The sequence below is a fragment of the Enterobacter sp. PL_is511 genome (assembly GCF_055816065.1).
In genome coordinates this window covers 1-6,187 of record NZ_JBVPGP010000007.1, presented here as the reverse complement: position 1 = coordinate 6,187, position 6,187 = coordinate 1, and the positions used below count along the sequence as shown (strand labels likewise).

General features: G+C 59.2%; 4 protein-coding genes and 2 tRNA genes. 2 read left to right on the top strand and 4 right to left on the bottom strand.

What is annotated here, in order from left to right; genetic code table 11:
- Positions 1-21 precede the first annotated feature (21 nt).
- Positions 22-97: transfer RNA gene (locus AC0TN7_RS00140), tRNA-Asn, on the top strand.
- A gap of 142 nt (positions 98-239) precedes the next feature.
- Here AC0TN7_RS00140 and AC0TN7_RS00135 read toward each other — a convergent pair.
- From AC0TN7_RS00135 to shiA, 3 genes are all read right to left on the bottom strand, one after another.
- Complete coding sequence (locus tag AC0TN7_RS00135; protein ID WP_024908064.1) at positions 240-2,006, bottom strand: aminopeptidase P family protein; 1,767 nt, start codon at positions 2,004-2,006, stop codon at positions 240-242.
- 18 nt (positions 2,007-2,024) lie between these two features.
- A complete protein-coding gene (locus AC0TN7_RS00130) occupies positions 2,025-3,479 on the bottom strand; it encodes an AMP nucleosidase (protein ID WP_157189415.1) in 1,455 nt (484 codons plus the stop codon).
- A 73-nt stretch (positions 3,480-3,552) separates the two neighbouring features.
- The gene (shiA, locus tag AC0TN7_RS00125; RefSeq protein WP_048992409.1) at positions 3,553-4,866 is read right to left on the bottom strand and encodes a shikimate transporter; all 1,314 of its coding nucleotides are present in this window, start codon (positions 4,864-4,866) and stop codon (positions 3,553-3,555) included.
- A 191-nt stretch (positions 4,867-5,057) separates the two neighbouring features.
- Here shiA and ldtA point away from each other — a divergent pair, with 191 nt between their 5' ends.
- Positions 5,058-5,957: a L,D-transpeptidase gene (gene ldtA, locus AC0TN7_RS00120; protein WP_090419661.1), complete on the top strand. Its 900-nt coding sequence runs from the start codon at positions 5,058-5,060 to the stop codon at positions 5,955-5,957.
- Between the two features lie 133 nt (positions 5,958-6,090).
- On the opposite strand, the gene AC0TN7_RS00115 is transcribed toward ldtA, so the two are convergent.
- A tRNA-Asn gene (locus AC0TN7_RS00115) sits at positions 6,091-6,166 on the bottom strand.
- Positions 6,167-6,187: the final 21 nt, after the last annotated feature.

Genomic DNA, 6,187 nt, shown 5'->3' with positions numbered 1-6,187 from the left:
TATGCGCCCCGTTCACACGATTCCTCTGTAGTTCAGTCGGTAGAACGGCGGACTGTTAATCCGTATGTCACTGGTTCGAGTCCAGTCAGAGGAGCCAAATTTGAAAAGCCTGCTTTTAAAGCAGGCTTTTTGCTTTTCTGCGCAAGGTAAATGCAAAACGGCAACCTTGTTGCCGTTTTTAGTGTGTGCACCCTCTCCCGTGGGAGAGGGTTGGGGTGAGGGCACCAGACCGCACGAAATTACAAACTAATCGGCGCCGTCGCCTCTACCAGCCACGGACGCGCATCGCTGTTCACCAGAGGTGACAGCGCCTCACGTACCTGCTGGTGATACGCATCCAGCCACTGCTTTTCCTGATCGCTCAACAGATGCAGCTCAACCTGACTTAAGTCGATCGGGATCAGCGTCAGCGAGGCAAACCTGCAGAACCCCGGACGGCTCTCCACAATTTCCACCTGGTTTTCAATACGAATACCGTGGCTGTCGCCCAGATAGTAGCCCGGTTCAATCGTCATTATATTGCCCGCCACCAGCGGCCACGGGTTGACCTTTTTGGCGATGCGATGTGGGTTCTCATGGATAAGAAGCTGATGGCCGACGCCATGCCCCGTGCCGTGATCGTAATCCAGCCCCATCTCCCACAGCGGACGACGCGCGAAGGCATCCAGCTGATGCCCCTGAGTCCCGGAAGGGAACTGCAGGGTAATCAGCGACAGGAAGCCTCTCAGCACGGCGGTGTAGTGCAGTCGCTGCTGCGGATCGACCTTACCCCATGCCAGCGTGCGCGTGGCGTCGGTGGTGCCATTCACATACTGGCCGCCAGAATCGTTCAGGTAAAAATGATCATGACCGATGGGCTTGTTGCTGGCCTCGCTCGAATGATAGTGGCACATCGCTGCATTGCTCGAAGAGGCGGAGATGGTTGCAAAACTCTGCTCGATGAACCCAGGCTGCTGTTGACGGAACGCAAGCTGCTGCGCCTGAACCTCCAGCTCTGTTAGCGGATTCCCTGCCGCCTCGCGCAGCGGCACTTCGCGGCTCAGCCAGGCCAGGAAGTTGACCCAGGCGGCACCGTCCTGGTGATGACACTCGCGATAACCTGCCAGCTCGACCGGGTTTTTGGTGGCCTTTATCAGGGTGATGGGGTCAGTCCGCCAGACAATTTCTCCCCGTGGCTCAATGGCGAAGCGCAGAGCCACCGGCGCGGAATCGGCATCAATCATCACCCGTTTGCCCGCAGCAATCTGCTGACAGCGTTCGATAAAAGCGTCCTGCGGCGCAATGGTAAACGCATTGCGCACCTCTGCTGGCAGGGCGCTGAGCTTATTGTCGTTGACAAACCACTCAACGCGACCGTCACGACCCAGAAGAGCAAAGGAGAGCGGTACCGGGCTGTAAGGGATATCCGCGCCACGCACGTTCAGCAGCCAGGCAATGTTATCCGGCAGGGTAACGGCGAGATAATCGGCATTGCTTGCAGCCAGCACGGCGGCGACGCGCTGACGTTTATCAGTGCTGCTTTCACCGCTGTGTTCAACCGGCATTTCCCGGATAAGCCCCGCTGGTGCGGCAGGGCGGTCAGTCCATAGGGCGTCAAACGGCGAGGCCTTGAGAGGAACCAGCTCGCACGGCGTGGCAGACAGTTGCTCAAACTCCGAGTTGGTCATCAGCAGCGGATCAAAACCGATGCGCGTCCCGGCCTCCACGTTTTCCGCCAGCCATTCTGCCAGCGGCTCGTTGTGCAGATGGTGGATCTCAACCTCATCCGTATTGACCTGAACGCGAGCCTGAACCTGATAGCGCCCGTCGACGAACAGCAGCGCTTTGTTTTTCAGCACCAGCGCCACGCCGGCCGAACCGTCAAAGCCCGTCAGCCAGGCCAGCTTTTCGTCGTATGGCGCGCAGTATTCGCTCTGCCAGGCATCCGCACGCGGGACGATCATCCCGTCGAGATGGCTGGCCTCGAGCCAGTGGCGCAGGGCAGAGAGCGGAGATGTGCTGGACATGGTTATTCCTTATCGTTATTAGCGGAACGGCGGCTCGTTGAAGGTGCGCAGCTTGCGGGAATGGAGCCTGTCACCTTCCGCCCGCAGCAGGTCAATGGCGCGAATACCAATCTGCAGATGCTCTGAGATAGCCCCCTCATAGAAGCGGTTGGCCTGCCCCGGCAGCTTAATTTCGCCGTGCAGCGGCTTATCTGAGACGCACAGCAGGGTGCCGTAGGGAACGCGGAAGCGATACCCCTGCGCGGCGATGGTGGCGCTCTCCATATCAATTGCCACCGCGCGGCTCAGGTTGAACCGCAGCGCGGAGGCGGAGTAACGCAGCTCCCAGTTGCGGTCATCCGTCGTGACGACCGTACCGGTGCGCAGGCGCTGCTTAACTTCTTCACCCGGCATGCCGCTGACCTCTTTGGTCGCGTCATACAGCGCGCGCTGTACCTCCGCGATGCTCGGGATTGGGATATCCGGCGGCAGCACCGCATCCAGCACGTGGTCATCACGCAGATAGGCGTGGGCGAGCACGTAGTCGCCAATCAGCTGGCTTTCACGCAGGCCGCCGCAGTGGCCGATCATCAGCCACACGTCCGGACGCAGCACCGCCAGATGGTCGCAGATGGTTTTGGCATTTGACGGGCCCACGCCGATGTTAATCAGCGTAATGCCCTGGCCGTCGGCGGTGATCAGGTGCCAGGCGGGCATCTGGTGCTTTTTCCACGCCAGGTCGGAAATGGCCTGCTCGGGCGCTTCGGTCTCCGCGGTGATCCAGATCCCGCCCGCGCAGGACAGCGCGATGTACGGGCTTTCCGGGTCGAGGATCTGGCTGCAGCCCCAGCGGACAAACTCGTCAACGTAGCGGGTGTAGTTGGTAAAGAGGACGAACGGCTGGAAATGTTCGACGGGCGTGCCGGTGTAGTGGCGCAGACGCGCCAGGGAGAAATCGACCCGGCGGGCATCAAAGTGCGACAGGGGAGAAAATTCTGCCGGGTGATAGATCCCATCGGCCGTCTCATCGCCAATCTGTGAAAGCTCCGTCGTCGGGAAGTGGCGGGTCAGACCCGCGCTCATTGAGCGATCCAGCGTTAGCGCCGAGCCGTCTATCACGTACGGATAAGGGATTTCATGCTGCGAGGGCTCAACGTGAATGTGCGCGCCGTAATCCTGATACAGCAGCGTCAGCTGTTCTTCGAGGTACGGGCGGAACAGTGCAGGGCGGGTAACGGTGGTACTGTAGCAGCCGGAGTGGGTAAAACGGGCGTAGGCGCGGGTTTTCGGTGTCGTGCTGGCGCTGCCGTCCCAGGTCACAGAGAGCGATGGATAAACAAAAAGGCCCTCGGTTCTGGCCTTTTCGTCGGGAAGTTTCCCTGTTTCAATATATTCGCTGATGGCGCCGCGCAGCGCGTTGACGGACTGTTCGTACAGCGCGTCGAGTTTTTCCAGCGCCTGAGCCGGGGTCAGGCTGGAGCCCTTATTATTCATCTCTGTCTCCTTGTTCCACAGGTGTGCGACTCTACCCGATAGTATGTCACACGCCTGTGAAACAAAAGTGAGATCAGCGGTGGCTCGTCTCTTTCATCAGTAGCGCCGTTGCCGCCGACAGCAGGCAGCCGGCCAGCAGATAAATCGCCACGCTGTGCCAGTTGCCGCCCGAGAAGGTCACCAGCGCGGCGGCAATAAACGGCGTAAACCCGCCGCCGACCACGCTTGCGACCTGGTAACCCACGCCCGCGCCGCTGTAGCGGTAGCTGGCGCCGAACAGTTCGGTAAACATCGGCTGCTGAACGCACACCACCATATCGTGAGCGATGTTCGCGAGCATGATGGCAAAGAAGACAATCCAGAAGATCGACTGCGCCTCCAGCGCCATAAAGAATGGCCAGGCGCTGAGGCTCCCAATCAGCGCGCCGGTGATGTAGACGCGACGGCGGCCAAACCGGTCCGCCAGCCAGGCGAAGCAGGGTATCGTCAGGCAGCTGATCCCGCCGACCAGCAGGCCGATATTCAGGAACAGCTCGCGCGGCAGGCCGAGATTCTGCGTCGAATAGTTCAGGGCAAAGGCGGTGACGATATACATCGTCAGCAGCTCGCACAGGCGCAGGGCGATAATTTTCAGAAAAGCGCCAGGGTGCCGAATCAGGGCTTCCATCACCGGCAGCCGCTTTTTGACGGCCGGTTTTTCCTGCTGCTTTTCGAACTCTGCCGACTCCTCCATTCCGTTACGGATCCACAGCGCGGCGATGACCAGCACGATGCTGAAGATGAACGGAATGCGCCAGCCCCAGCTCAGGAACTGCTCGTCGGTAGTGAGCTGGCTGATTAACGATACCAGCCCTGTGGAAAGCAGCAGCCCTACGCCGTACCCGACCTGCACGCCGCTGCTGTAAAACGCTTTCTTGTTTTTTGGCGCGCTCTCAACGGATAACAGCGCCGCGCCGCCCCATTCGCCACCCACGGCGAAGCCCTGAATGGCGCGTAATGTCACCAGCAACACTGGGGCCCACCAGCCAATGGCGGAAAACGACGGGAGTATGCCAATCAGCGCGGTGGCGATCCCCATCATCCAGACGGTGAGCATCAGCATGCGCTTGCGGCCAAGGCGGTCGCCGAAGTGGCCGAAGATCACCCCGCCCAGCGGGCGAAACAGAAAGCCGACGCCGAAGGTGGCAAACGCGGCGAGCGTGCCCATCGCGGGGCTGACCTGGGGAAAAAACTCGCGGTTGAACACCAGCGCGGCGGTAATGCCGTAAAGCAGAAAATCATACCAGTCGACGACGGCACCCGCGAAGCTGCCAAGTGCGGCGCGGCGGGCACGATTGAGCGAAGGGGTCTCCTCGTTGGGACGATCGGAGATGAGGGTGGAGTCCATAGTTGTCCTGTCTGCACTTATTTTTAATTATTGGTATAAGAAAAGGTCACTCACATTGCGCCCGTCATATAAACGGAATCTATGAGACTACCGCGACAGGGGGCCTGTGCAAACTGATTTTATTTCCTGATGGGTAATGCAAAATGGCTACGCTATGCTTAATAAAGAGCGAAGCGACTGAGGAAGGGAAGATGTGTCGTAAAGAGGCGTTGGGCTGTCTTGCTGCATTACTTATCAGCCAGAGCGTGCAGGCGGTGAGCTATCCTTTACCGCCGGCGGGCAGCCGTCTGGTAGGGAGTTCGCAGGTCATTACCGTGCCGGATCATAATACATTACCGCTTGAGGCCTTTGCCGCGCAGTACGGGCAGGGGCTAAGCAATATGCTGGAAGCGAACCCGGGGGTGGATCCTTTTTTACCCAAATCTGGCACCCGGCTGGTGATCCCCCAGCAGCTGATTTTGCCCGACACCGTTCGCGAGGGGATTGTCGTTAACGTGGCGGAAATGCGCCTCTACTATTATCCACCCGGCAGCAATACCGTTGAAGTGCTGCCCATTGGCATCGGCCAGGCCGGGCGCGAAACCCCGCGTAACTGGGTGACGGCCGTTGAGCGTAAGCAGGTGGGGCCAACCTGGTCTCCGACGCCGAATACGCGCCGTGCCTATGCGGCAGAAGGGAAAACGCTTCCGGCATTCGTGCCCGCCGGGCCGGATAACCCGATGGGGCTGTATGCCATCTATATTGGCAGGCTCTATGCTATTCACGGCACAAACTCGAATTTTGGCATCGGGCTGCGGGTGAGCCAGGGCTGTATTCGCCTGCGTAATAACGACATCAAATACCTTTTCGATCATGTTCCCGTCGGAACCCGCGTGCAGCTTATCGATCGGCCCGTTAAAGTCACCACGGAGCCGGACGGCAGCCGCTGGGTGGAAGTTCACGAGCCATTATCACGTAACCGCGCGGAGTTTGAATCGACCCGGAAAGTGCCTCTGCCAATGTCAGCCGCGCAGCGGACGCAGTTGATAAACGAGGGGGCGGGAGCCGAACTGGAACGGCGGTCAGGGATGCCGGTTAAGGTAGGCATGTAAGGGGATTGTGCGGGCTGGTGCCCTCTCCCACGGGAGAGGGTGCACACACTAAAAACGGCAACAAGGTTGCCGTTTTGCATTTACCTTGTGCAGAAAAGCAAAAAGCCTGCTTTAAAAGCAGGCTTTTCAAATTTGGCTCCTCTGACTGGACTCGAACCAGTGACATACGGATTAACAGTCCGCCGTTCTACCGACTGAACTACAGAGGAATCGTGTGAACGGGGCGCATA

What these genes read in the sequence shown, in the direction of transcription:
- AC0TN7_RS00130 (WP_157189415.1), bottom strand. Translation starts at nt 3,479, where the DNA reads ATGAATAATAAGGGCTCCAGCCTGACCCCGGCTCAGGCGCTGGAAAAA.
- ldtA (WP_090419661.1), top strand. Translation starts at nt 5,058, where the DNA reads ATGTGTCGTAAAGAGGCGTTGGGCTGTCTTGCTGCATTACTTATCAGC.
- shiA (WP_048992409.1), bottom strand. Translation starts at nt 4,866, where the DNA reads ATGGACTCCACCCTCATCTCCGATCGTCCCAACGAGGAGACCCCTTCG.
- AC0TN7_RS00135 (WP_024908064.1), bottom strand. Translation starts at nt 2,006, where the DNA reads ATGTCCAGCACATCTCCGCTCTCTGCCCTGCGCCACTGGCTCGAGGCC.